The sequence below is a fragment of the Gemmata sp. SH-PL17 genome (assembly GCF_001610855.1).
Lineage (GTDB): Bacteria > Planctomycetota > Planctomycetia > Gemmatales > Gemmataceae > Gemmata > Gemmata massiliana.
The window spans coordinates 8,923,822-8,947,880 of the sequence record NZ_CP011271.1 but is presented as its reverse complement, the minus strand read 5'-3'; the positions used below and the strand labels follow the sequence as shown (position 1 = coordinate 8,947,880).

Below are 24,059 nucleotides of genomic sequence, written 5' to 3'. Positions count from 1 at the left end.
CTCGCTGCATGGAAATCGCACCCGCCGAACTGACCCGCGTTCGCGAACTGTACACGCAAGGCCGCTACCGCCAGGCGCACGACGCGGCGACCGCGCTCGGTCCGTTGCGGGAGTGGTCCGGTACGACCGCGCGACTGATCGGCGGGCGCCTCGCGATCCAACTCGCGGCGCCGAAGCTCGGGCGCCGGATGCACCTCGCCGCGTTCCGCGCTACGCCCGCGTACCCCGAAGCGATCTACTACCACGCCCGCTACCGCATGGAGCGGTTCGGCCCGCTGTCCACGTGGCGGTTCATGCGGAACCACCCGGACTGGTCCGACGCGCCGCCCGAGTTGCACGCGGACTGGCTGGCCCTCAGTGCGTTCATTGTGGCCCGGTTGCGCGACTTCGACCGCGCCGAGCGCTTGTTGAACCGCGCCGAAACGATCACCCCGGACCGGCCGTGGCCGTGCATCGAGCGATCGAGCGTGTACGAATTCGCCGATCGTCTCGACGACGCGATGGCCGCCGCGCGCCGGTCGCTGGAACTGCAACCGTGGTTCCGACCCGGTGTTCAGTCCGTTGCGCACCTGCTTCTGCGACAAGGCCGGGAGCGCGAGGCACTCGATTTCCTGACCGAAGCGGACCGGAACCTCGAAAGTGGGCTGGTGGCCGCGCAACTTGCGGCACTTCAGACTGACCTCGGCCACTACACCGATGCCCGGCGCACGCTCGACCGCTACGCGGAACTGTCGCCGCTGATGGAACTGGACGTCTCGAAGTGGCTGGCCGCGCGCCGGGCGGACTCCGCGTACTTCCTCGGTGAGCCTGCAACGGCGGCACGTTTCGCCCGCGAGGTGAAGGACGAGTTCTACGACCAGTTTGCGGAACGGCTGGAAACGCTGGCGGGCGCCCCTGTTAAAGAAGGCGCGAGCGCCGTTCCCGATTCTTCGCGGATGGCGATCAAACTCGATTTCCCGCCCGCACCCGCCGTGCCGAACGTGTACGAACTGCTGTCGCGGTTTTGGCAGCACCCGCTCCCGGGGATGAACGAGAGCCCTCCTCCGGCCGACGGGTTGCCGGACGCGCAAGAGCGCCGGCGCGCGGAAGAGGCCGGTTGGGTCGCGCGCGAGTTCACGCTCTCGCTCGATGCTGCTGTCGCGCTGATCGAGCGCCGCGTGCCGTTTATCGTCACGCTGGTTGAGGCGGGATTTTCGCAACCGCGGTTGTGTATCAGTGCCGATCCCGTGCGCGGATCGGTTTCCGTGGTCGACGGTTCGGATCGCCGACCGGTTGATGCCCCGGTTGGTTCGCTCGTGAAGCGGTTCGCGCCGTTCGGTCCGCGCGGCCTCGTGATCGTGCCGCAATCGGAAGCGAGCAAACTCGACGACCTCCCGCTGACCGACGCGGACGAACGCGAGGCTCTGTACCAAGTACAAAAGCCGCTGATCGCGCATGACCGAAGCGCGGCCGAGAACGCCCTGCGTGTCATGCGGGACCGGTTCACCGACAGCAAGTTCACCACCTACGGCGAGCTCGCGCTCGCGCGGTACGACGCGCACCCGCTGCGCCTGCTCGAAATTTACGACGCACTCCTGGCAAAATACCCGCACGAATCAACGTGGGTGCTCTCGAAGGCGAGCGTGCTGCGCGAGCTAAACCGGGTTCCGGAGCGCGAGGCGCTGCTCGAAGCCGAGAGTTCTCGCTTCAATGCCGAGCCGATGGTGCAGCAGACGTTCGCGCAGGCGATTCTGCCGTACCCGAACCGGCAGGCCGACGCGACGCGCCTCCTGCGCCGGTCGGTACAGGACCGCCCGACGGCCGCCGCGGGGTATTACCTGCTCGCGACGCAGTTGTGGGAAGAGCGCGAGTTCGACGAGGCCGCGGAACTGTATCGGTTCGCGTGTACCCTCGAAGAGCGCGAGGATCAGTTCGCGGACGCTTACTTCCGCGCGGCCCGTGCCACGGAGCAGGTGCCGGAGGCACTTCGGCTGTTTCAGCAGCGCGCGGGCCGCGCCGCAATCCCGGTGCCCGCGGCGACGCGGGCGCTCTTCCAGGCGCTCATGGATCGCGACGAACCGCAACAGGCTGCCGCGGCGTTGGATCAGGCGATTCGCAAGTTGCAGGAAGCCGAAGCAAAGGCAGCGAAGGCCGAAGACAAAGAGCAGAAGAGCGAGGACCGAAAGAAAACCGAAGCGGGCCAAGCGCTCGGTGAGTTGCTCCTGTTCCGTGCGGAGTGCCACGCCTCTGCGGATCGGTTCACGGAGGCCGAAACCGATCTCACGGCCGCGAAAGCGCTCGTTCAGCCCGTCGCGTGGCACAAGGCCGCGGTTCGGGTCGCACGGACCAAGCCCGACGTCGCGACCGCCGGCGCCCACTACCTCGAAGCGGTCAAGCTCGAACCGCTCGTGTTGGACTCGCACCGCACGCTCGCGGCCCTGCTCGCCGACACCGACGGGCGCGCGGCGGCCCGCACGCACCTTGCGCAGACGTGTCAGCGGTACCCGCACCACTACCCGCTCCTCAAGCTTCGGGTCGAGTTCCTCTCGGGCGACGCGGAGGGGGACGTCGATAGCGCGCTGCGGGACATCCTCACCGAGTACCCGAACGACGCCTGGGCGCTTCGCCAGCGCGCGCTCGTGCTCGCCGACCGCAAGCAAACCGACGAAGCCCTGAGCGACGTCACCCGTGCGGGCGAACTCGAACCCAACCACGTCTGGTACTTCTCGGTACTCGCGCAGGTTTACAAGCGCGCGGACCGCACCGCCGACGCGCTCGCCGCGATTCGCGACGGGTTGCGGCGCAACATCGACCAGGAACCGCTGATCGCGGAACTCGTACAGCTCAGCCGCGGGCGCCGGGAAAAGCGCGAGGCGCTGGAGTTCTTGGAAGGCGAGTTGCGCCGGCAACCGCATACGGGCGAGGGGCTGATGGCGTTCGTTGGCACCTCGCACCACGTGTTTCAGAGCGGCGGCGACGCGGACGATCACACTCGTCTGCTCGACACCCTGGAACAGATCCTCGACGAGCGCCCGGACCTCTGGCACGCCTGGTCCGTCGTTGTTCAGCAGATGGCCGGGTTGGGGCGCCTGGACGAAGCCCATTCCCTCGCGCAGGAAGCGATCGAGCGGTTCCCGCTCCTCGGTAAACTGTGGCTCGACCTCGCCCAAGTGTGCCACGCGATGGGCAACGCGGAGGGGCGACTCGATGCCCTCCGGCAAGCGGTCGCGGTGTCGCCCGGGTGGTCGCTGGCCGCGCGCGAACTGGCAGACGCCCTCGACGATGCCGAACAGCGCGACGAAGCCATTGCCGTGCTCGAGCGCGCGACCGTGCGTAACCCGCTCGACGCACTGGCCCACGGGTTCCTGGCCGAGCGGCTCTGGGACGAGGGGCGCTCGCGCGAGGCGCTTGATCGCGCGAAGACCGCGGTGCGCCTGGAACCGGGCTACGATTGGGCCTGGCACGCGGTTCAAATGTGGGCCGACCGGCTGGACGAACCCGACGAGCCGGCGGAACTCGCTCGCGCGCTCGCACGCGACCGGGCCGGCGACCCGCGCGTGTGGCTGCGGCTCGCGCGCATGTTGGGACACCCGCGCCACAACGATGAGGTGCTCTCCGCGCTCGATCGTGCCATCGCGCTTGAGCCGAAGAACGTTGAGGCGCACGACCTGAAGGCCGAGCGGCTCGCGGAGATGGGCCGGTTCGAGGCGGCACTCGAAGCCGCACAACCGGTGCAGTTCAAAGAAGACCGGCCGATCATTCTTCAGGGCCGCGAGGCGTGGGTGCAGGCGCGCCGCGGGAACTACGCCGCCGCGATCCCGCCCATGCAGGCGCTCGTCGCGGTTGATCCGTCCTACGTGTGGGGCTGGCACCAACTGGCCGACTGGTACAACGAGACCGGGCGCCCGGAGAGCTACCTCGAGGCCGCCGCTGAACTGGTACGACTCCAGCCGCACCACCCGACCGGCTGGACCATGCGCGGCGAGGCGAAACTCCAGACCGGCGACCGCGAGGGGGCCAAGAGCGACTTGCGCGAGGCGCTGAAGATCAGTGCCACGTACTCGCCGGCCGCCGCCATTCTGTTCGACGCACACTTGGCGGACGAGGAGTTCCGCGAGGCGCGGGTCGCGCTGGCCGTGCTCCAGGAGCACGCGGGCGGGCCGGAGGTCGCGGTGAAGCAGATCCAGCTCGCGTGCCGCACCGACGACGCGGAAACCGCGACGCGCGCGTTCACCGAAATCTGCGAGGGGCCGGGCACGTCCGCGTACCCCATGCAGGCCGCGCTCAGCGAACTGCGCGGCGCGGGCTGGGACGAGCGCGCCCACCGGGTTCTGCGCGAAGCGTGGCAGAGCGGCGGGCCGTTCCACCCGTGGGCGCCGATCTTCTGGATCGACTCGCCCGAGGGTCAGGAAGCGGACCCCGGTGACCGGCTCCGTGCGGCCGAAGCGGTCATCAAGGCGTACCCGAAGTTCATGCCGGGGCACGACAGCAAGGCCGAGCAACTCGCGCTCGCAGGTCGGTACGAAGAGGCCCTCGCCGCGTGCAAGCCGGCCGAAATGGGCGACCCGCTGCCGGTCGAACTGCGCGGGCGCGGGGCCTGGATCGAGGCGCGCCGCGGGGACCGTGCGAAGGCCATTTCGATCATGCGGCAACTGGTGTCCGAGCACCCGCAATTCGTCCTCGGCTGGCGCCAGCTCGCCGCGTGGTACGATTCGACCGGGCGGCCCCGCGACTGCCTCGAAGCGAGCGAACAGTTCGTGAAGCTCGAACCGGTCAACCCGCTCGCGTACATTTACCGCGGTGAAGCGCGCCGCAGCGTCGCGGACCGGCGCGGGGCGCTGGCCGATTTCCAGAAGGCATTCGACCTCGATCCGACGTTTGAAGCGGCGGGGCTGAACCTCATTACCGAGCAACTCGCCGCGGGTGACGTGACGGCGGCCGCGCGTACCCTCGCCACACTCCAGGAGCACGCGAGCGGGCCGCTCGTGCGCCTGCGCGGGATTCAGGTCGCGTGCCGCCAGGGGGCGCTCGAACTCGCGGTGTCCCAGTTCCGCGAACTCGCCGCTGACCCGGAAGTGAGTCGCGGTACGCTCCGCGAGGCCGTGCTCGCGTTCGACAGCGAGGAGTGGGGCGCGAAACTCACCGACGAACTCAAGGAGCTCGCGTTCACGGCCGACGTCAACGCGGACGTGGCCGGACTGTGGGCGGATCGTGCGGTTGCAGCGGGGACCGCGGACGCGGTTTCCGAGCGGCTCCCGGACCTGCTCGCGCAGAACCCGGCGGCCGGGCGCGAGGTCGTGCTCGCGTACCTGTGGGCGCTCGCCGAGGCCGGCAAGCCCGTGCAGGGCATCGTGCAAAAGCACAACGATGTTCTGAAGGCTGATGACGTCGCCTGGGCGCGCACCGGGGCCGCTCTCGTCGCGGCCGGGCACCACGGGATGGCGTCCGCGTGGCTCGCCGACTGGCGCGACCGCCCGGACGTGGAGGCGTGGATGCTGCGCCCGTTGGCGACCGCGTTCCGCTTATTGGACCAGGACGAGCGCGCGGCCGACGTGTGTCGTGCTGCGGTGCGACTCGGTGGACCCGAGGACGTGCTCGCGGACTTCCGGGCGTGGCTCGCGCTCGATTTGGCACTAAGCGGCCAAACGGCCGAAGCTACTGCGCACACGGCCAAAATCGATGCTGTCTTGGTATCCGACAGCACGCGCTTGGTGCTGGCAATGGCGCAAGCGGTCGTTCTGATGAAGCAGGCCGGGCCGGACGGCAAAGCCGGTGCCTTCAAGGAAGCCAAAGACGCCCTGCGCGTGGCCGCGGCCGCGTGTTCCGCGAAAGACGTGCCCGCAGGGGCGGCCCGGGCGTACCGGCGCGTGGTGTCGTGCGTGGCGGGCGAGGCCGGCGTGCTCACGGCGAAGCTCTGGGCCGTCTGGCAGCGCCTCGCGCCCTGGGTGAAGTAACTTTGGCCGATACCCGTGTACTGGCCTCTGGAAACGCCCCGCTGCTTGTGACCGCGCAGCGCAATTGGTATTGTGGACGTTGCTGAACCGCGACCGAAAGAAGAGGGCCGGACATGGCCGACCAAAAGCTGATCCTGGTGGTGGACGACGACCGCGAACTGGTGGACGCGATGCGCGCGGTCCTCGAGCGCCAGGGTTACAAGGTGATCCAGGCCCACGACGGGCACCAGGGCAAGCAGGCGATCTACAACGCGCGGCCCGACCTCGTGATCCTGGACATGATGATGCCGCGCATGGGCGGGTACCCGGTCCTCGAACACTTCAAGGACAAGGGCGACGCCCCGCCGATCATCATGGTCACGGCCAACGAGGGGAGCCGGCACAAGGTGTACGCCGAGTACCTCGGCGTCATCGACTACATTCGCAAGCCGTTCGCAATGGAGCGCCTGCTCGAAACCGTGAACAAGGCGCTGGGTTCGGGCAAGCCGAAGGAAGAGAAGAAAGAAGAAAAGAAGGCCGAGTAAACCTCGTGCCCGTTCGTGAGCGCTCACTTTCGCTGACAGCTCTGGCGAATCTTGAGCGCTAACGAACGGGCGAAGCGCTTTGGCGCCACCGCTCACACAGGTCGCGCGCGGCTTCGCGCCACGACGGGAACCGGAACTTAAATCCCGCCTCCAACAACTTCCCGGGTACGACACGCCGGCTCTTCAGCACCAATTCCGACTCGGTGCGTAGTGCCCACGCGCCGAGTTCCACCATCCACTTCGCAGCCGGCAGCCCGAATCTTACGCCCCAAGCTTCGCGCAGCACCCGCATGAACTCCGCGTTCGTCAGCGGTTCGGGCGCGGCGATGTTCACCGGTCCGTGCATCGCATCGTTCTGAATGAGGAACTCCACCGCTGCAATGAAGTCGTGTTCGTGAACCCACGACACGAACTGTTTGCCGTCGCCCGACCGCCCACCGAGCCACCGGCGCACCAGACCCAAGAGCACATCGAAGACACCCTCGCGGTCCGGACTCAGCGTTATCGCCGAGCGCATCGCGATTTTCCGCGTGTGTGGGGCGTGGACCGCGTCGAGCGCCTTTTCCCACGAAGTTGCCACATCGATGCTGAAGGTCCAGGTGTCGGGCGCGTTCGGCTCGTTACCTCCAATGATGCCGGTTGTTTCGTCGTTCGGGGCATCGAAGCGGTGCGCGTAGATGGTGGCGGTGCTGGATTGCAGCCACACACGCGGTGGGCGGTTGGACCGTGCGAGTGCTTCCCCGAGGAGCTGCACGGACCGCACGCGGGATTCGATGATCTCGCGCCGGTTCGCGGGCGTGTAGCGACAATTCACGCTGCGCCCAACAAGGTTGACGACCACGTCCGCGCCGTCGAGTTCGTTCGCCCACGGACCGAGCGTCTGTGCGTCCCACGCCACAGAGCGCCACGCGGTCGGAGCCGGCTTGCGACCCAAAACGACGACCTCGTGCCCCGTCGCGTGGAAGTGCCGCGCGAGGATCGTGCCCACCTGTCCCGATCCACCGGGAAGGACGATTTTCATTGGGAGTGCCCCGGAGAGAATTGCTCCGGGGTATCAACCGCGAGCGGTAAGAGTTGGTAACAGAAGTCACGCGGCCGAGTGATCTGGTGTTACTTCCCCATAAGCGCGAAACCGACCAGCCCCAGCCCGATCATCGTGAGCACCAGGGCGCCGTAGATCAGTGCGCGGAGCAAGCCGTACATCGACCGCAACGATCCCAGCGCGTTCATCAGGTGCCAGATGTCTTCGTTCTTCGTTTCGACGATCTTGCGAAACGATGTGGCCGCTCCGCCGGTCCAGAAGCCAATGCAGAGACACAAGAGCGCCGCGGTCCCGAGGCCGACCGCCGGGCCGTAGTTACCGCCCGAGTTCGCAGTGTGTGTGATCGTCAGTGCGGCCAGCACCACGAACGCGAGCCCCACCAACAGCATGAGACCGGACGTGACCCGCATGGCGTCCGCCAGCGCGGAGATTTCGCGGTTGTGTTCGTCATTGAACTCGTACTGCTGCGATTTGTACTCCTTGATCGGCGGCAGATCGGGTACGGGGGTAGACACGGTTCACCTCGGGAACGGGATGTGGAATGTTTTGGATTGTACCCCCGTGGGGTGTCTCGAAAGTGCCGAATCGCGGTAGAACTGACTCGTTGTGCGGAACCGAATCGGTGAGTCTGGTTGCAGAAGAACTGTGCGATTGGTTGTGGGCAGTCGATGTGTGGAAGTGGCTGGCAGTGAAATAAAAGAACCGGCCGCGAGATCCTGAACTGTCGCCCATTCAGTTCAAAATTCGCGGCCGGTCTGTAGTTATCTTTACTCCGAGTTTCCCGACGGGTCAACTTCGATGCGGCGGAAAGTCGGGCGCCTCGTCCGCTCGTGTCGGATTCCACGACGGCGTTTGCCGAGGCTAATTCCACCTCACCATCTCGGATCAAAAACACAAACTGTAACCCCAATTCAACTTGTAACCAATTTAGTATTTATTTTCGTCAGTGGTACGGGTCGTGCTTTTAGCTGATGCGTCGCCCAGGATCGCCCAAAAAGAATCGCCCAACTTTCGCCCAGCACTGGTTCGCCCGCTGTCCGAAGTCGCCCACGGTTCGCCCATTATCGCCCAAAGTTTTCGCCCACGGTTCGCCCGAGTTCGCCCGCCTGTAGTCGCCCGATCGCCCAAAAGTGTGTCGCCCTCGCCCAAAGATAACCCGGTCGCGCCCACGACCGGGTTTCATGTGAACAATCCCAACATCATCGATATTCCGTTCCGGGTCGCCCTCGGAACCCCGCCCGCGTCGGGCGCCCGTTCGCCCACCCCCGACGCGGGCGGTTTCGTTTTCACTTCACAGGCACCGCAGAATCCGAACAACCGATTCGTCTGGAGCGAAACTGGAGCGATTGTGAGTTTCGTGCGTCCCCGTCCGCGGCAATTCCTTGCACTATGACTCAAGTCCCCGTATAGTCCGTATCTCGAACCAACGATTGCGATTCCTGACGGTATATCACCGACTGTCTGCGATAATTCTCGCCGACACTAGTAATTGATTACAACTGTGATCGATCCAATTGCGCGCTAGCGCGTTCCCGAAATAAGGCAGTGCCATGAGTTCGCGCCGGAACCCCCCGCTCAATTCCCGCCGGTTCGTGCCCCGCGTGGAGGGCTTGGAAGACCGCACGGTCCCGTCCGGCAACGTGCAAATTGCAGTCGCTGGCGGAACGCTCTTCGTGGCCGGTGACGATCAAGGCAACAAGATTTGGATCGCGGGCAACGGCCGCGAGGGGGCCACGGTCCGCGCGCTCGACGCGACGACCACGATCAACGGGCAAACCGGCCCCATCTCGCTGGGGGGCATCAGGAACGACCTCTACGTCCGGATGTACGGGGGCGACGACCAACTGCTCGTCACGGGCATTCGCAACCGGGGCGCGCTCGATGTTGATATGGGCGCCGGGAACGACACCCTGGGCGTTTCCGACGCGGGCCAGCGGGGGGCGACGGTCCTGCGCGCCGGGGACGGCAACGACAACGTGATCCTCAACGGGTCGATCTTCCGCAAGTACCTGTTTCTCGACACCGGCGCCGGCGACGACTCCGTGACGGCCTCGCGCATCGGGGTCATCAACTTCGGATTGATGAACCCGTCGGGGAATGACTTCTTCGATCGGCAGAACTCCACCATCACGCGCCCGGTCACGGTCGGCACGGTCACCGCCGGTGCCCGCCCGTCCGTAACCGATACGGACGGCCCGACGGTCCTCATCACGACCACGCTCACGTCTCCGGCCACCGCGAACCCGCTCACGTACACGGTCACCTTCGACGAGGACGTGACCGGGTTCGATGAGGCGGATCTGATCGTCACCAACGGTACGGTAGCGTCGGTAACGGCCCGGGACGCGCGCACGTACACGGTTCAGGTTACTCCCACCAGCGCCGGGGTCGTCACCGTGACGGTCGATGCCAACGGCGCGGTCGATGCGGCTGGCAACGGGAACCTGGCATCGAACACGGTGGTACTCACGTTCAACAGCAGTACCGACACCACGGCCCCGGCGGCCCCGACGTTCGATCTCGCCGCCGCGTCCGACAGCGGGACGGTGGGCGACCTCCGCACCGACGCGAGCTCCGTCACCCTTACGGGCCGGGCCGAAGCGGGCGCGACCGTTCGCCTGTACCAAACTACGGTCCCGGGTACGCCGGGGGCCGGCTCTCCGATGGCGGAGGTGACGGCCGCGGTGGACGGAACGTTCAGCTTCACCAACGTCGCGCTCAACATCGGTCCCAACAGTTTCACCGTTCGCGCCGTGGACAGTGCGGGCAACAGCGGTTCGACGTTCACGCAGACGTTCACGCGCAACACCGCGCCGACCGTCGCCTCGGCTATTACCAATCAGAATTTGGCCGTCGGGGCACAGGATCTGGTGTTCAACCTCACCAACACGTTCGTGGACGCGGAGCGGGTCGTCCGCATGATGACCACGTACCCGAACGGCCAGACCGGGGTGATCGACATCAACCTGTTCGCGAACTTGGCGCCCGCGACCGTGGCGAATTTCCTGTCGTACAACTACGACGGCACCATCTTCCATCGACTGGAATCCAATTTCGTCCTCCAGACTGGCGGGTTTACATTCAACGACAGCGGAACGACCACGGCCACGGCGTTCCCGCCGATCACTGCGTCCGCGCCCGTTGTCAACGAGCCGGGGATCTCGAATACGCGCGGCACGGTCGCGATGGCTAAGGTCGGCGGTAACCCCAACAGCGCGACCAATCAGTTCTTCTTCAACTTGGGTGATAACTCGACCAATCTCGACACGCAAAACGGTGGCTTCACGGTATTCGGGCAGGTCATGCACGGCGGTCAACAAGTGGTGGATGCCATCTCCGGTCTACCGGTTTTCCGGAGCCTTGATGCCCCGGGTGCGGGGAGCGAACCCTCACCGTTCCCGGTTCGGAGCGGTGCGGACACGAGCAACTTCCCGGCCAACATCAACGCGAGCGACATCGCGACCGTCACCACCGTGCGCGAACTGGCCGCGGTCGATCGGATGGCCTTCGGAGCCACGAGTTCCGCTACGGGCGTCGCGACGGTGAGCGTCACGAACGGCCAACTTACGGTCCACGCGGTGGCGAGCGGCACGACGACGATCACCGTGACCGCGACCGACCTCGACGGCTCGGTTACCCAAACTCAATTCACGGTGACCGTGCCCTAGTCTGTGACCGGCTTTGCGAGTCGATCGAGCCCGTACCGTTCCGCGGTGCGGGCTTTTGCCATTCTTGAATGCCCCGACTTCGTTGCGTTGACTCGGGGCGTTGATCGCTAACAGTTACTCCCGGTAAAAGCGCGCACCAAACACGACCCGGAGGACCGCGCCGGATGCGGCTACAAGAAATAACGCACCGCCTGTAAGAATCGCTCGGAATAGTTTGGCTTGCTGTCCGCTTTCCAGACCGAAAATTTCACGGACTGAACTCGTCGCAAGGCTCGTGCTCAGAGCGACAACAACGGCCAAAATTACGAATGCCCAACCAAGTCCAGTTAATCGCGACGGTTGCGAGCCGGCGCGCTTGCGATCTTCGGCTCGGGGAGCTGCACGGCGCCACGCCGGGACTTCCACTTCGCGCCCGCACGGGCACTGCACAGTAAGCCCTGCTTGTGACGAATCGGCTGTGACCGTTTGCCCGCACCCGCAGGGAATCTGGACGTTCATTGCGGACCGCCTCACGATCGAAGTCGCCGACCCGTGCGAACGACTTATGCGCTCGCAGAAACGAATCACGGGTCGGACATCGTGCCGCACATACTACCGCTTCCCCGGTAAGAGATCGAGTTCCAATACTCGGGAGGAGAACTTGGAGGCACGCGCGGAATTTCTCTCCCGCGCTTCGGTGAATAGCGTCACGGGTTCGCGGACCATCCGGGCAGGTCGAACGCGACCATCACCGTGGCGTTGCGCAGGTACAGTCGCCCGCGGGCGATGATCGGGTGGTTCCAGGTTTTCCCCTTCACCGCGTCGATCTTCCACAGTTCCTCGAACTCGTCCGGCTTGGCCGCGACGCACGCCAGTTGGCCCGTTTCGGACACCACGAGCAGGTTGTCCCCGACCAGGAGCACCTGACCGGCCCCGTACTGGCCCTCTTTCCACGCACGCGACCCGTCCGCCAGTTTGAGGCACACCAGCGCGCCGCTGTCGAGGCCGTACAGGTATTTGCCCACCCGCACCACGTCGTTGAATTTCGGCGTGAACCTGGACGTTTTCCACACTTCCGACGCGGACCAGTTCGACCCGCTGTTCTCCACCTTCACGCACCGCGTACCGATCCCGACGTTCCCGCCGCCGATCACGATCCGCCCGTCCGCAAGTGCGAGCGGTTGGACCGTGGTCGGTTCGTTTTGGGCCGTTACCCAGTCGTATTTCCACAGTTCTCGGCCGGTTTCCGGGTCGTGACCGAACAGTCCCGCACCGTTGAAGATGAGCACCTGGGACACACCCGCAATCGTCGCCGGGTGGGGGGACGAATACCCTTCCGTTCCCCGGGTCTCGACTTCCCATTGCGTTGCACCGGTCGCGGCATCAAGGGCGACGAGGCGCGGGCCGGTTTTGGACGACGGGTTGATGAAGACCCGGTTACCGGTCACGAGTGGCGAGGCCGCGTACCCGAACGTCGGCTTCGTGACCCCGAACCGCTCGGCCAGGCTCACGACCCAGACCGGTTCACCGTCGGTCGCGCGGAGACACATGATTGTGCCGCTCGCGGTGGCCGCGAACACGCGCCCGTTCGCGCACGTCGGTGTGGCCCGCGGGCCGATCCCGCTCGGCCCGTCGGAGTGCTTGCCCGGTTCCCCGCGTGCCCAGACCTCGTCGCCGGTGTCGGCCTGGTAACACACAACGGATTCGGAATCGCCCCGCTGTTCCTGCGTGTAAATGAACGCCCCGGCCGCGCTGAACGACGACCAGGCCGGACCCACGGGTTCCTTCCGCCAGCGCTCGCGCGGTGCGGACCCGTTCCACCCGTGTGCCGCAACCGCTGCCACCACGCCGTCGCGGTGCGCGCCGCGGAACCCGGGCCAGTCGAGCGGTGATTCGGGGATCAGCTCGGCGATCGGACCGGTCGGGACCACCGTGGCGCGGCTCGCCAGTTGTTCGGCCGCTCTCTCGGCAACGGATGGCACCCACCGGTAGGAGGTGTCCATGTCGAACTTCCCCGACACCCCATCGAGTCGGAGCGCCAACCACGGCGATAAGGCAGTAAGTGCGATCAGTCCGGCCGTCGGCCACGAGCGAACCACGGGCACTGCTGCGAGTGCCAGCCCCGTAATTGCAGCGGTTAGAGGAACGCCCCAAATGGCCGCGAACAGGCGCATTGTTGAGTGCGCGACGAGAACTGAGACTCCCACACTCGCGCCCACCGCTACCACGCCGAGAACGCGCCGGCGGAACCGACCGTCGCCGCGTGCCACCCACCACAGCGCGAACCCCAGTAGAGCCAAGATCGGTCCGAGCATGACCGACATCATCATCGCTTGCGACGGGATGGTGCCGGAATCGTCCCGCCCCGCGAGCCACCCGAACCCGTATGCGCCCGCACCGAAGATGGTCGCTACCACCAGCGCCCGCCGCCACCGAGACGGGGCCGGTGCGGGGTCGGGTGACAGGAGGGTTGATTCGGTCATAGCTCCCTCATTGGCATTGAGTTCGGGCGACGGGGTGCAACAATGTGACAGCGAACGATCTGCGATCGGATTCGATTCTGTAATTACGGATATTGTATAGGTTCAGCAATGTCAAGTGAGACTGCGCCGTCTCCCGATGGCGCACTGCGATTGGCTCATGCGTTCGCTAATTTCGGCCCCGCTTACTTCAAGTGGGTCCAGAGTCAATTCGCTGCGTGCGGCGTCAGCTTTGCGCGCATGCGCTTGCTCGCGGTGCTCCACAAGTTGGGGCCGCAAATCATGAGTAGCCTGAGCGACGAACTCGGGGTCACAGCGCGCAACGTGACGGCACTGGTTGATGCGCTTGCAGGAGATGGATTAGTCCGTCGGGTGCCGCACGCTACCGACCGGCGCGCGACTGTGGTCGAACTGACGGAGGCCGGCGCCCGACACGGGTGCATGATGGCGGACGGCTCGCACCTGGAAATGATCGCGGCCCTGTTCCGTGATTTGACGGAAGAAGAACAGGGCCAAATGTTATCCATCGTCACGAAGCTTCAGGGCTTACTCGCCCGGCGCGGCTTCACGAACGGTCCCGGGGGCCGCCCCCGGCCGAAGGCGCGGGCGCGTGACGACTGGCTCTATGGGGCCGGTTTGCGCATGCGCTCTTCGATCGCGGTGGTTGCGCCGAGGGCACGGGTCCGCACCACGGTGTCATTTGTCGCCGTTGCGTAGGCCCGTAGTTCGCCCACCGATTCGGTGCCACCAACGGTTTCCAGAATGTCGATCGCGGTCAGTCGCGTGGCTTGGTCTTCGGACCGCTTCAGGAGCGCGAGGGCCGCCTGTTCCGCCGGCGGGCCACCGATGTTTTTGAGCACGGTTTTCGCCATGTGCGTTTCTTCGCTCGACCGCCCGATGAGCGATTGGGCCGCGCGCGCGGACTCCGCGTCCTTCCAGCGTGGCAGCAGTTCCAGCGCGTTTACACGCTCCTCCTGAGTCGGCGCCCGGAGCGCCGCAAGGCACAGTTCGCGGGTGACGGCCGCGTTCGGGTCCGCGTCCCACCGAAAGAGCGCGGCCAGCGCGCCGGTCCGCACGTCTATGAACTGGTGTTGGCACAGGGATTTCAGTTCGGTCGCCAGTTCGTCGCGGTCCTTGGCGTCCGCCGATCGGATCGGGTCGGTTTTCGTAAGGATTTCAAGGAGTTTGATGAGCGACTTGTAGTCGCGCTGGTCCCGGAACGTTCGCAGTTGCGCGAGTTTCGATTCCGCGACCGGTTCCGGCGGGGGCGGTGGGGTTTTCTTGGCGAGGAGCGGTTGCGTGAGGTTCGCGAGAGCGGGGACGGCCGCGGACAGTCCCGCGAGCACGGCCCCGGTGAGCACGAACCGGAGTGGGCGAAGTCGCGCGTATTTGTGCTGCGTCAGGTAGAAGAGTGTTACGGGTGGAATTGCGCACAACAGGCCGCGTTGCGGGTCACGTGCGTGCGTCATGCGAACGATCCACACGTACCCAATAAGAATCTGCGTCGCGCCGATTGCGAGTGCCGCCCAGCGCAGGTCCGCGTCACCGAACAGCGCGACCAGCACGCACGCGACTCCGGCGCCGGTCAGGAGCATCCACGCGGCTGTGGACGGTCGCAGGTCGCGCCGCGGGGCGGGCGGCGGGCGCATTCGGCTGCTGAGCGCGGCCGTGAGCGCGACCGTGATATCGACCTGTGTTTGCAACTGAACCGGTTCGGCGATCGTGACGCGCGGGGGGACGGGCGTAGCTTCACGCGCGACCGGCGGCGGGGTTCGCTCTGGAACGCGCGGAGCCGGTGTTGGTGCGGGCACGGGCAGGTCGCGAACTAGTTGAGACGGGATAGTCGCGGTTGCAACCGCACTCACCGATTCCGGCTCGGGTTTCTGCGCCGCGACCGGTTCGGTCCACGGTTCGCGCTCGATGGGATGCGTGACGCGCGGCGCGATGGGTTCCGGCGTGATCGGTTCCGGGGCGAACACGATCGGCGTGGGGGCCAGTGGTTCGGTGCGAGTCACTTCCGGCTCGCGCTCGACGTTCACGCGAATCGGTTCGGGAACGTGAACCTCGGGCGCCGACACGAACGGTTCGCTCGGTTCCTCAATCGGGTCGGCATCTCTCGTCAACTCTAATGCCGCTTCGGGCGCTTGCACGAACGGCTCACTCGGTTCCTCTGCGACGGGGGCGGGAGTGGCCGACTCTACCACCGACTCGACTTCCGTCTCTGTGATCTCGTTTTCGTGAATGCGGAGCGGAGGAGGCGTGTCAACGACCGCCACTGGTTCGACATTCGTTTCTGCGATCTCGAATGGAACCGCGGGGAGTTCGATTTCGGAAATTGATGTGGGGCGCACGTCTACCGGAATCGCGGCCGCGGGCGGGTTCAGTAGCTCGCCCGTTTCTGATAACCACAGGGTGGGATCGGCGGGGATCTGGTGCGGTTTCAGGCACGCTTTGCACACGCTCGACTGACCGATCCGGCGCTCGTGGGCGACCGTCAGTGCGGCGCAGTGCGGGCAGCGGTACCGAATCATCGACAACTCCGGGCGGGCGCACAGCACAATCGTCAGTCGGGCGTTCGTGAGAGAACTACCCTAGCTTATGCTCTGGCCCGGAGTACCACAACTCGAACGAAAACTCGTCTCCAAATCGCTCATCATTTCGCGTCTCAATCGCCGTGTAACCGGCGGAGTCGCGGGGACAGGCGCAGAATCCACTGCACGCGCTCGAACTGGTCGAGCCACTCTTGAACGGCCGCTTGTTGAACCGGGTCCGTGCCCTTCACGAAACCGGTCGCGCAACCCTCTCCGGTAAGTTGTGACACCAGTTGTCGGTAGCGCGCGAGCGTGCGTTCGCCGTACCGGGCTACCTCGTGACCGTCTTCCGAAAAGAACACCGCGACCGGCACGCGGTTCCCGCCGTTAATTTGGAGCGCGGCTTGTACGTCGGCGTGTTCGTCGCGGTCGAGATACCGCGTTACCACAACGGGAGCGGCTTCCGCGATACGCTCGAAAATGGGACATTGTGACGAACAATCCCCGCACCACGCCCCGGCGAGCACGAGCACGTTCGTGCGCCGCGTGAACGCGCGGAGCAGTTTCTGCTGGTCGTCGGTGAGCGTGGTTTGCGCGGTCGCGGACTGCCACCGGGCGCGGTGGGCGTCGGTGCCGTATTTCGCGAGGAACTCCGCGAGCGGTAACCCGGCCTCGAACTTGGAAAAGAGGTTCATTGGTGCTCGTCCCGTCTCGGTTTCAAACAAGGCTATTGAGGGATACCGCACTACTTGCCGTCGTCTTTTAGCAACTCCGGTTCACGGCCTCTTGTTGGAGGTAAGCGATCCAGAGCGGAAGTGGGCGCTACTCCTTGCCCAACACGAGATCGACGACCCAGCACCCGCGCACGTGCGGCCCCGGACCGCGGCAGTGGTTCAGCACATCGGCGCTGTCACATCCCGCGTCTTGAAGCGCGTCAGCAAGGATCGGCATCGCAGAGAAGTCGCGAGCCTCGTACATCTGGGACGCGAGCGCCACCGCGGTGGAAGTGCGCCAGGAATGGGAGAAGGCGACGGGGCGGAACGGGTTCCCAACCACCTCGCGCAGTCGAATCGCTTGACGACACGTCCACGCGGGTCCGTCCGGTGGTGCCGTGCGGTACTCGGGCTGTGTTGATACCCGGCGCTGGTTGTACGCTTCGGCCGTGACCAGCGCAATTGCATCGAGCCAAGTCACCGCTCCGATCCCCACCAATCGCTCAACAACGTCATTCACGTTCCAGGGATTCCCCCCTACCCGTTCCAGTGGATCGAAATCGACAGGGCCAAGGGGCAACGTCGAGGGGTGCCGCCCATTTTCCTGAACCCATCGAACGAAGTTGTCGAACGGCTCCCGGAGGTGAAACAGGAGCAATTCACGCACGCGCCCGGACTCGGCAAACGTGGCCGCGAACGCCGACGAGCGCCGGCTCGGGTGCCGGAACTCGCAAGCGAGCGCGATGAGCATCCGCTCCGAGTCTTCGCACGCCAGCCACTCCGCTTCAGTCATCGGTCGCTCCCAAGAACCGCTCCCAGCATGACCGATCCCCGGCCACGGTGCGCGTCCTATTGCAATTGGCGAGCTTGCGCTTCAGCCTCTTCGATGTGGATACTTCCGAGATCACTCATCGTCGTCTTTTAGCAACTCCGGCTTCCCGAACTGGCTGAGGTCCACGCTCCCGCGCAGTTCGCTCTCGGCGAGCTTGATGCGCAGTTCCAGTTCGCGGAGCTTTGTTTGGATCAGTTCCAGTTTTGTTGTTGCGTCGTCGCGAACGCGGTAGCGCGGCACTTCGGGGTAACCCAATTGGCGCTGAAGGGCCGCGAACAGGTACAGCGGATCGCGCGTGCGGCTCGCCTTCGCGATCTTACCCTCTTTCTCACCGAAGATCGGGGGGAGAGGCGGCTCGAACGTCGGGTTCCGCCGGCGCTCTTCGATCACGTAGAGGTCGGACCGCAGGTACACGAGGTCGCAGAAATCGATCTCACCGACCTGTTTCCGCAAGTGGTCGAAGTAGCCGCGCCAGTTGGTGTCGTAAAACGGGTCGAGTGCGAGTGCTTCGAGGCCGTCGAGGTACCCGAGCCGGTTACGGGCGATCGTCTCGAACTGGTAGACGAACAGCCCCGCCTTCGTGGGCTTCTCCGCTCGGTACGCGGCCTCGCGCTCCAGAATGAGGAACGCGGTGGGCATCGGGAGCCGAGACTTCTCGTTCTCGGCCTGGCGCACGACGAACGCCTGGAACGCGGTGAAGTAGTGTGGCAGCTTCGCGAACCCGTTCGCGACCAACCCTGTGTGCTTCAGCTCCGACGCGACGAACTGCACCGCGAACGGCAATCGCGTGCTGGACAGTAGCTCCTCGCCGACCCGCAGGAACACGTCTTGCGCGGGCTGGTTGTCCGCGATCCGCTCGCGCACGGTGCGGTACAGGTACGCTTGTTCGATGTACTCTTCGCGGTCGAGGATGGTCGCGGTGCTCATGGTTTTTAGTGTACCCGAAAACCTACCCCCAACCCCCTCCCTGATAGGGAAGGGGCTTTCGAGACTGACGCTGTCTGATAACGTCGCTCCGGGCGCGGTGATTTCGCGCTGGACGCTTCCCTCTCAGTGCGGGTGAGGGTAGATGGCCTTTATCTCGCGCTCAATTTCTCTCAATTTGGTGGGAATAGCACGTCTCGCCGGATTGCTCCGGTGGTGCCGCTTGCGAGTTTCGGGCCGGTTGGCGTTTTTGTGCTGATCCCGCAGGTTCCGGGTGCCAGAAGGTTGGGGCGATCCGCGTAAGCCGCCTGTTGCAGTACCGCTCCGTCGCGCACATTTCTCATAACGCGGTCCCGTTCGCGGGTCGGCGTCTCCATGATTTGCACCGTGATAAGAGCACGCAGCCAATGAGAAACCAACTCGGATTGTGGTTACTCGCTTTCGGCGGACTGATGGGGTTGGCGGAGCCGGCCCTCGCCGGGCACTGCGGAACGTGCCGCTACCCCCGGGGGTGCGTTACCCCCGATCAGTGTGTTACGCCCGTCGTGACCAGTACCGTTCAGTACCAGCCGGTCATCGAACAGCACCAGCAAGTTTGCTACCGACCCGTCTACAAGACGGAGTATCGGGCGGAGTCGTACACGACGTACCGCACCGTCCAGGAAACCAACTACACCACCGAGAAGTACACGGTCCAGCGCCCGGTCGTCGAGCAGTTCGACACCGTCCGCACTTACACCGTGAACCGCCCGGTGTACGAAACGCACCTGCAAGAGCAGCAGTACACGGTGATGAAGCCGGTCACGCGCACCTTCCAGGTAGCGGTCCCGTACTGCACCACCCGGCCCGTGTACGAGCAGCACGTGAAGGACGTGTCGCACACGGTCATGCGGCCGCACGTTCAAGAATACCAGGTGGCGATCCCGTACTGCACGATGCGCCCGGTGGTCGAGCAGCACGTCCGCACGCACACCTACGTGGTGAACCGCCCGGTGGTCGAGAACTACCAGGAGCCGGTCACCTACGTGGTGAACCGCCCGGTGTACGAGCAGCACGTGAAGGACATCCCGTACACCACCTACCGCACGGTGCGCGAGCCGTACTGCGTGGAGATCCCGTACTGCGTGATGAAGCCGGTGTACGAGCAGCACGTGAAGGACATCCCGTACACGACCTACCGCACGGAAACGCAGGAATACCAGGTCGCGATCCCGTACTGCACGGTGCGCCCGGTGTACGAAACGCAGACCTACTACACGCCGGTCACGACCTACCGCACGGAAGTGGACTACGTCACGCAGCAGCGCGTGAGCTACGTTACCGAGCCGGTGGTCACGGAGCGCGTCGAGAAGGTGTGCAGCGGCCGGTACGAGACGGTGACCGAGTACATCCCCGGTCCCGTTGTGACCCGCGCTGTCCGCTCGCCGGGGACGTGCGTCTTCGATCCCTGCACCTGTACGAGCCACTACGTTCCGGGGTGCCTGACGCAGCAGACTGTGCAGTGCCCGGGCCGGACCGTGTGCAAGAAGGTGTGGGTGCCGCACGAAGAGTGCCGCGTGGTGAAGGATTGCCGGATGGTGTGCAAGCCGGTCTGCACCACGGTTCAAGTGCCGGTGTGCCGTAAGGTCGCTCAGACCGAAATGAAGACCTGCACCCGGACCTCGTGCCGGCTCGTGAAGGAACAACACGTGCGATACGAGACCCGCACGAACTGCTACAAGGTGCCGGAACAGCGCGTTCGCCAGGTGTGCTACACCACCTGCCGCATGGTTCCGGAACAACACACCCGCACCGAAACCCGGTACCGCTGCTACACCGTGCCGGAGCAACACGTTCGGCAGGTGTGCTACACCACCTGCCGCATGGTCCCCGAGCAGCACGTGAAGATGGTCAACCGCACGCGCTGCTACTCGGTGCCCGAAGTGAAGACGTGCGAGATCCCGTACAAGACCTGCCGGTGGGAGAAGGAAGAGCACGTCCGCTACGAAACGCGGCGCCACTGCACGATGGTTCCGGAAACGGTAACGCGGCAAGTGTGCTACACCACCTGCCGGCTCGTGAAAGAGGACCACGTGCGGTACGAAACGCGGTGCGTAGTCGAGAAGGTGCCCGAGGTGTGCGTGCGGCACGTGCCCGTGACCACCTGCCGCATGGTGTGCGAACAGCGGCAACAGGTGGTGCGCCAGTGCCGCGTGAACTACGTGTGCGAGGAGCGCGTCCGCTGCGTGCCGCACACCACCTGCAAGGTGATCCCGGAAACGCACTGCAAGATGGTGCCGCACACCTCCTGCCAGATGGAACCGTACACGGTGAACTACTGCGTGAAGCGCTACGTGCCGGTGTGCGTCCCAACGTGCAACCCGTGCCCGTAAAGCAGAGATAGGACAGAAGAGTAGCCGCGGATGAACGCAGATGAGACGCGGATCAGATAAGACAGAAGAGTGCGAAGCGATTTCCACTTTCCTGTAATGTCTGATCCGCGTCTCATCTGCGTTCATCCGCGGCTACTCTTGTTGCATTTCCCCTGCCCTTCGCGGTTCTTATAACGACGGCTGCGAACGCCGTCGGAAACGCGAGGGCCGATGTCCACCACACTCCGCGTCGGTGCGGTCAATTACCTGAACACGAAACCGCTGATCGAGCGGCTCACCGACTTCGCGCCCGGGATTGAGCTGTCGCTGGACCTGCCGAGCCGACTGGCGGACCAGCTCGCGGCGGGCGAACTCGATGTCGGGCTGATTCCCGTGGTCGAGTTCTTTCGCGGTGACAACTACACGTTCGTCCCGAACATCGCGATCGGCTCGCGCGGCCCCGTTCTGAGCGTCACGCTCTTTAGCAAGGTGCCGTGGGCGGACATTCGCACGGTTGCACTTGATGAAGGCTCGCGCACGAGCGCCGCACTCACGCGGATCATCCTCGAAAAGCGGTACGGCATCGAACCCGTCATTCAGCAACTTCCAATCGATACTCCCGCAGACGATCTCACCACGGACGCAGTGCTGCTTATCGGCGATCGCGCGATGCGAGCGTGTTTGCCGGGCTACCGCTTCGCCTACGACCTCGGAGAAGAGTGGACCGCGTGGACCGGCTTGCCAATGGTGTTTGCGGTGTGGGCGATTCGCAGCGGCGTCGATTTGGGCGAAGCCGAGCGCGCGTTCCATCAGGCGAAAGAATACGGTCTCGCGAACGCGGGTCTGATCGCCCAACGCGAGGCGCCTGCACTCGGACTCGATCCGGGGTTCTGCCGCCGGTACATGAGTAACGTGCTCCGTTACGATCTCGGACCCCTGGAACTGGCTGGGATGCAGAAGTACCGCGAATTGGCCGAAGGGGTTGGTGTTTTGGCGAACTCCGGTCCCGCGGCCGGAGGGGGCAATACCCTCCAACGCCGTACACCCGGTCTCGCGGCCGGGGTTCGCTAGATTAGGGGTACCATGAACACCATCGACCACATTCTCGCGAAGGCCGTTGGGGGCACGCGCCTGACGCCCGACGAGGGGCTGGCCCTGTTCGCGTGTCGCGATCTGCACAAGCTCGGCCGGGCCGCGCACGCGGTCACGATGCGGTTGCACCCGGAACCGTACCGCACGTTCAACATTGATCGAAACATCAACTACACCAACGTGTGCGCTGCGGTGTGCGACTTCTGCGCGTTCTACCGCAAGTCGGCCGATTCAGACGCCTACGTCCTGTCGCGCGACGAGTTGTACAAGAAGATCGAGGAAACCATCGCACTGGGCGGCGATCAGGTGCTCATGCAGGGCGGGATGCACCCGTCGCTCAAGCTCGAATGGTACGAAGAACTGCTCCGTGACCTGAAGGCACGGTTCCCAACTGTGAACCTTCACGCCTTCAGCCCGCCGGAAATCTGGCACTTCCACAAGATCAACAAGTTGCCGCTCGAAACCGTCCTGACGCGATTGAAAGACGCGGGCCTCGGTTCGCTTCCGGGCGGCGGCGGCGAGATCCTCGTGGACCGCGTGCGGAAGGAACTCACGAAGGGTAAGGCGCTCGCGTCCGAGTGGCTCGAAGTGTGCCGCGTGTGGCACAAGCTCGGTGGCAAGGGTACCTGCACGATGATGTTCGGCCACATCGAAACGGACGCCGAGCGAGTCGAGCACCTGACGCGGCTCCGCGACCTCCAGGACGAAACCGGCGGGTTCACTGCGTTCATCTGCTGGACCATGCAGCCCGGTCACAAGATGGCCGACTTCCCCGAAATGGGCGCGTTCGAGTACCTCCGCACCCAGGCCATCAGCCGGCTGTACCTCGACAACATCCCGAACATTCAGTCGTCCTGGGTCACGCAGGGCGGGAAGATCGGGCAGGTCGCGCTCTTCTTCGGTGCCAACGATATGGGTTCGCTCATGATCGAGGAGAACGTGGTCGCGTCCGCGGGGACGGTCCACTACCTCACGCTCGAAGAGATCAAGCGCAGCATCCGCGAGGCCGGCTGGGAACCGCGCCAGCGGAACGTCTTCTACCAACTGATCGACGAGAAACCCGTCCCGCACAGCGAACCGCGTTCCACCGGAGGCAGCGCCCAAGTTCCACACACGTCATTGCCGGTACTGAACTGAGTCGGCACAATGGGTGTGTTCCGCCGCGCTCCCGAGGAGCGCGAGTCGGTCCCGCTCGCCACTCTGAGACGTGAATGACCGAAGAAACCACTCTACGGCTGCGGCTCCAGACCGTGGCCGCGTATCGCGAACTGCGCCGCAACGTGCAAAAGAGCGGGCGCGAGAACGTCATTTTCGCGCTTGTCATGCTCGGTCTCGCGTACTTCGCCCACCAAAACGGCCAGAACACGTTTGTGGCGCTCATATACGTTGCCCTCGGCCTCGGTGAACTGCTCGTTGGCCTCTTCAAGTGGGCGGTACCGTCGGCTGAAGGGCTGATTCTCGACGGTATGGTGTTGCTCGTATTCGCCGCACTGAACTTTGGGCGCGAATTCTTGCGGTTTCAAGGCGGTGCTCAGCCCACTTCGACCGGGATCTTCTTCGGCTTGTTGATGCTCTACTTTGCGGTCGGTCGGTTTAAGAACTACGCGGCCCTGCGCCGACTGTTCGCGGAGCGCCCCGCGCCGGAACACATCGCGTGGTTCGACGACCTCGTCCGCGACATCCTGACGTCCGACCCGCACGCGGACCAACTCGCACTCGATTTGCCGACCACACCCCACTGGCGGGTGAAGCTCCTCGGTAGCACGGCGTTCTTCGTGGCGAACAACGGCGGCTCGGTGTGGGTCGTGGGGCCGGACGACTTCGTGCTCGTGCGCGAGAAGCACGACCGCGGGGGCGGGCGCCGAAAGGCTTTGCTCCGCATTTACGGCGATGCCTACCCCGAGTTCACGCTCGACGACGTGAGTTGGGCGAACTACGCGCGGTGGATGGACGAATTCGCGGCCCCACACCCGGCCTGAGCGCACTCGAA

At 64.8% G+C, this 24,059-nt stretch carries 15 protein-coding genes; 8 read left to right on the top strand and 7 right to left on the bottom strand.

Annotation, left to right across the window (positions count from 1 at the left end):
- Positions 1 to 8 precede the first annotated feature (8 nt).
- Together VT84_RS37480 and VT84_RS37475 are read left to right on the top strand one after the other, a co-directional pair.
- On the top strand, positions 9 to 5,933 hold the full coding sequence (locus VT84_RS37480) for a tetratricopeptide repeat protein (RefSeq protein WP_052549498.1): 5,925 nt from the start codon (positions 9 to 11) through the stop codon (positions 5,931 to 5,933).
- Between the two features lie 113 nt (positions 5,934 to 6,046).
- Positions 6,047 to 6,457 carry a response regulator transcription factor gene (locus VT84_RS37475; RefSeq protein ID WP_082843149.1) on the top strand — a complete coding sequence of 137 codons (411 nt, stop codon included), beginning with the start codon at positions 6,047 to 6,049 and terminating at the stop codon, positions 6,455 to 6,457.
- Positions 6,458 to 6,515: 58 nt separating this feature from the next.
- On the opposite strand, the gene VT84_RS37470 is transcribed toward VT84_RS37475, so the two are convergent.
- Both VT84_RS37470 and VT84_RS37465 read right to left on the bottom strand, forming a co-directional pair.
- On the bottom strand, positions 6,516 to 7,478 hold the full coding sequence (locus VT84_RS37470) for a TIGR01777 family oxidoreductase (RefSeq protein ID WP_082843148.1): 963 nt from the start codon (positions 7,476 to 7,478) through the stop codon (positions 6,516 to 6,518).
- Between the two features lie 89 nt (positions 7,479 to 7,567).
- Positions 7,568 to 8,014, bottom strand: coding sequence for a hypothetical protein (locus tag VT84_RS37465; protein ID WP_082843147.1), 447 nt, complete (start codon positions 8,012 to 8,014; stop codon positions 7,568 to 7,570).
- A 1,035-nt stretch (positions 8,015 to 9,049) separates the two neighbouring features.
- Between VT84_RS37465 and VT84_RS39845 the strand changes: the two genes are divergently transcribed.
- On the top strand, positions 9,050 to 11,167 hold the full coding sequence (locus VT84_RS39845) for a peptidylprolyl isomerase (protein WP_082843146.1): 2,118 nt from the start codon (positions 9,050 to 9,052) through the stop codon (positions 11,165 to 11,167).
- A gap of 686 nt (positions 11,168 to 11,853) precedes the next feature.
- Here VT84_RS39845 and VT84_RS37455 read toward each other — a convergent pair.
- Positions 11,854 to 13,629 carry a PQQ-binding-like beta-propeller repeat protein gene (locus VT84_RS37455; protein ID WP_082843145.1) on the bottom strand — a complete coding sequence of 592 codons (1,776 nt, stop codon included), beginning with the start codon at positions 13,627 to 13,629 and terminating at the stop codon, positions 11,854 to 11,856.
- Positions 13,630 to 13,737: 108 nt separating this feature from the next.
- Here VT84_RS37455 and VT84_RS37450 point away from each other — a divergent pair, with 108 nt between their 5' ends.
- Complete coding sequence (locus VT84_RS37450) at positions 13,738 to 14,343, top strand: MarR family winged helix-turn-helix transcriptional regulator (protein ID WP_082843144.1); 606 nt, start codon at positions 13,738 to 13,740, stop codon at positions 14,341 to 14,343.
- Here the strand turns inward: VT84_RS37450 and VT84_RS37445 are convergent.
- The 4 genes from VT84_RS37445 to VT84_RS37430 form a co-directional block, all read right to left on the bottom strand.
- Positions 14,250 to 16,157 (bottom strand): hypothetical protein, encoded by a 1,908-nt coding sequence (locus VT84_RS37445; RefSeq protein WP_082843143.1) that lies wholly within the window; start codon positions 16,155 to 16,157, stop codon positions 14,250 to 14,252. The two genes, VT84_RS37450 and VT84_RS37445, sit on opposite strands and share 94 nt — an antisense overlap.
- A 134-nt stretch (positions 16,158 to 16,291) precedes the next feature.
- Complete coding sequence (locus VT84_RS37440) at positions 16,292 to 16,852, bottom strand: thioredoxin family protein (protein WP_052549516.1); 561 nt, start codon at positions 16,850 to 16,852, stop codon at positions 16,292 to 16,294.
- A 127-nt stretch (positions 16,853 to 16,979) separates the two neighbouring features.
- A complete protein-coding gene (locus VT84_RS41580; protein WP_239465605.1) occupies positions 16,980 to 17,663 on the bottom strand; it encodes a hypothetical protein in 684 nt (227 codons plus the stop codon).
- A gap of 111 nt (positions 17,664 to 17,774) precedes the next feature.
- Positions 17,775 to 18,629: a hypothetical protein gene (locus VT84_RS37430; RefSeq protein WP_082843142.1), complete on the bottom strand. Its 855-nt coding sequence runs from the start codon at positions 18,627 to 18,629 to the stop codon at positions 17,775 to 17,777.
- 404 nt (positions 18,630 to 19,033) lie between these two features.
- On the opposite strand from VT84_RS37430, the gene VT84_RS37425 reads away from it, so the two are divergent.
- From VT84_RS37425 to VT84_RS37410, 4 genes are all read left to right on the top strand, one after another.
- Positions 19,034 to 20,998: a hypothetical protein gene (locus tag VT84_RS37425; RefSeq protein WP_082843141.1), complete on the top strand. Its 1,965-nt coding sequence runs from the start codon at positions 19,034 to 19,036 to the stop codon at positions 20,996 to 20,998.
- A gap of 210 nt (positions 20,999 to 21,208) precedes the next feature.
- The gene (locus tag VT84_RS37420) at positions 21,209 to 22,048 is read left to right on the top strand and encodes a menaquinone biosynthetic enzyme MqnA/MqnD family protein (RefSeq protein WP_082843140.1); all 840 of its coding nucleotides are present in this window, start codon (positions 21,209 to 21,211) and stop codon (positions 22,046 to 22,048) included.
- Positions 22,049 to 22,060: 12 nt separating this feature from the next.
- On the top strand, positions 22,061 to 23,206 hold the full coding sequence (gene mqnC / locus VT84_RS37415) for a cyclic dehypoxanthinyl futalosine synthase (RefSeq protein WP_082843139.1): 1,146 nt from the start codon (positions 22,061 to 22,063) through the stop codon (positions 23,204 to 23,206).
- A 74-nt stretch (positions 23,207 to 23,280) separates the two neighbouring features.
- Entirely contained in the window at positions 23,281 to 24,048 is a 768-nt protein-coding gene (locus tag VT84_RS37410) for a hypothetical protein (protein WP_052549526.1), read from the top strand.
- Positions 24,049 to 24,059: the final 11 nt, after the last annotated feature.

Coding starts and splice junctions, on each gene's coding strand:
- VT84_RS37480 (WP_052549498.1), top strand. CDS start 9: ATGGAAATCGCACCCGCCGAACTGACCCGCGTTCGCGAACTGTACACG.
- VT84_RS37475 (WP_082843149.1), top strand. CDS start 6,047: ATGGCCGACCAAAAGCTGATCCTGGTGGTGGACGACGACCGCGAACTG.
- VT84_RS37470 (WP_082843148.1), bottom strand. CDS start 7,478: ATGAAAATCGTCCTTCCCGGTGGATCGGGACAGGTGGGCACGATCCTC.
- VT84_RS39845 (WP_082843146.1), top strand. CDS start 9,050: ATGAGTTCGCGCCGGAACCCCCCGCTCAATTCCCGCCGGTTCGTGCCC.
- VT84_RS37455 (WP_082843145.1), bottom strand. CDS start 13,629: ATGACCGAATCAACCCTCCTGTCACCCGACCCCGCACCGGCCCCGTCT.
- VT84_RS37450 (WP_082843144.1), top strand. CDS start 13,738: ATGTCAAGTGAGACTGCGCCGTCTCCCGATGGCGCACTGCGATTGGCT.
- VT84_RS37445 (WP_082843143.1), bottom strand. CDS start 16,157: ATGATTCGGTACCGCTGCCCGCACTGCGCCGCACTGACGGTCGCCCAC.
- VT84_RS37440 (WP_052549516.1), bottom strand. CDS start 16,852: ATGAACCTCTTTTCCAAGTTCGAGGCCGGGTTACCGCTCGCGGAGTTC.
- VT84_RS41580 (WP_239465605.1), bottom strand. CDS start 17,663: ATGACTGAAGCGGAGTGGCTGGCGTGCGAAGACTCGGAGCGGATGCTC.
- VT84_RS37430 (WP_082843142.1), bottom strand. CDS start 18,629: ATGAGCACCGCGACCATCCTCGACCGCGAAGAGTACATCGAACAAGCG.
- VT84_RS37425 (WP_082843141.1), top strand. CDS start 19,034: ATGAGAAACCAACTCGGATTGTGGTTACTCGCTTTCGGCGGACTGATG.
- VT84_RS37420 (WP_082843140.1), top strand. CDS start 21,209: ATGTCCACCACACTCCGCGTCGGTGCGGTCAATTACCTGAACACGAAA.
- mqnC (WP_082843139.1), top strand. CDS start 22,061: ATGAACACCATCGACCACATTCTCGCGAAGGCCGTTGGGGGCACGCGC.
- VT84_RS37410 (WP_052549526.1), top strand. CDS start 23,281: ATGACCGAAGAAACCACTCTACGGCTGCGGCTCCAGACCGTGGCCGCG.